Below are 1,713 nucleotides of genomic sequence, written 5' to 3' on the forward strand. Positions count from 1 at the left end.
TTAAATTTTAAGTATGTAATTTAGTTTTAGAAAAAATGATCTACCATAAGCGAGAGGCAATTGGCTCGGTGCATCATTGTGCGCTCCACCATCAAATGCGCTCGTATTCACCGTATCAATATCTAAAAGGTTTCTTACGCCTATCGTTGCAATTAATTTGTTTTTAGAAAAAGTCGTTCGTACTGATGCGTCTAAAAAACTGATAGGGTCGGTTTGGCCGCGTTCAAAAGTGAATTCGCCTTGTGCATTCTGTTTTTGTACAAATTGTTCTTGGGTACCAACATGTTTAAAATAAACGGTTGCACTTGTGTTCCATTTTGGTATCGTATAAGTGATGTTAGAATTCAGCTGAACGTTATAAAGAAAATCATCTTGAGCATCTGAGTTGCTATCCAATATTTTCGAAATAGCTTGAGCACCAAACCCAAACGAACCTTTAAAACGGCCTTGGTTGTAAGAGTTTTCAAAAAATAAACCAGCAAACTTGTAACTGTCGATGTTATTAGATTGAGATTCTAACGGATTAACATTCACAATAATAAATTCAATACGATCTTTTAAATCCAAATAAGTCAAACTCAACTTACTGTTGAGAACAGCGTCATTTTTAAAATTAAATTTCTTTTTTAAATGTGTAAAAACGGAATAACCCTGTTCTGGATCGAGCTCAGGATTTCCTTGAAAATTATGATTCACATCAACAAAAAACGTATAGAGCTCATCATAACTTGGAGTACGATTAGATGAGCCTATGATAGTTCTTAGCTCATAATCATTCTTTAAATCAATTCTAGAACTGACTGATATCATATGTTGAGGACTAAAAATATTTGAGAAAGAAATTCGAACACCAGGTTTTAGAGACCAATTATCAGAAACTTCTATTTCTGAGGAAACAAAAAAGTCATAATTATTTAATTCATTTGAGACAGAAGCATTCTCACTATTAATTAAAGACGAAGCAAAAGGTGAGCCTTTTCCTGAAAAACTTCCAATTTCATAACCTGTTTGTAAATTAAATCTTTTGGATTTGAAGAGATTATTTAAGGTACCTCTAGAAAACCAAGTTGAGCGCGATAAATATTCAGTATTTAAAACATTTTCTCTAGTTTCAGGTCTTATAAAAAAGGTATACCGTTCAAAATCTTTTGTTTGTTCTTGGTAGGACAGTGACACATCGTAATTTAATTTTTCGCCCAAACCGCCCATCACATTCAGATTATGTATAAATCTAGTATTAGTGAAAATTTCGTCTATCGCAGATGGATTACTCGTGTTTGTTTGAGAGTTCTCATTGGGCGATATAATGCTGTTGAAACGATCTATGCGTTCGTTTAGGAAGTCAAATTTATAAAAAGCTTGAAACTTTTTCCCAGTATCAAATTTTAAAGTAAGCTTTGCGTTTTGTTGGGTTTTAGGCAACCAATCATGCCCACGAAGTCCATCATTAACATCATATATTTCACCTTGACTTCCATTCCAATAGCCTCCAAAATCATTTCTAAAATAACTTATTGAACCAAAGAGCGTTTCACTAATATTATGACTAATATTTACAGATTGAATATGCCGCCCTTTGTCAAAGAGCTCATATTCTGAACCAACAGTCTCTTCTTGCAAAAATATTGATATTTTTGTATTCTCTCGAATTGATTTTTTGGTGATGATGTTAATAACACCAGAAACAGCGTTTGCGCCGTACTGAACTCCCAT

Annotated in this window: 1 protein-coding gene; it reads right to left on the minus strand. The window is 33.5% G+C overall.

All coding sequences use genetic code 11. The features are described from left to right. On the minus strand, positions 1 to 1,713 hold a 1,713-nt coding region (locus B2U95_RS01405), incomplete at its 5' end, for a TonB-dependent receptor plug domain-containing protein (protein WP_296311721.1).

Source organism: Winogradskyella sp. UBA3174, from assembly GCF_002364335.1.
Taxonomy (GTDB): Bacteria; Bacteroidota; Bacteroidia; order Flavobacteriales; family Flavobacteriaceae; genus Winogradskyella.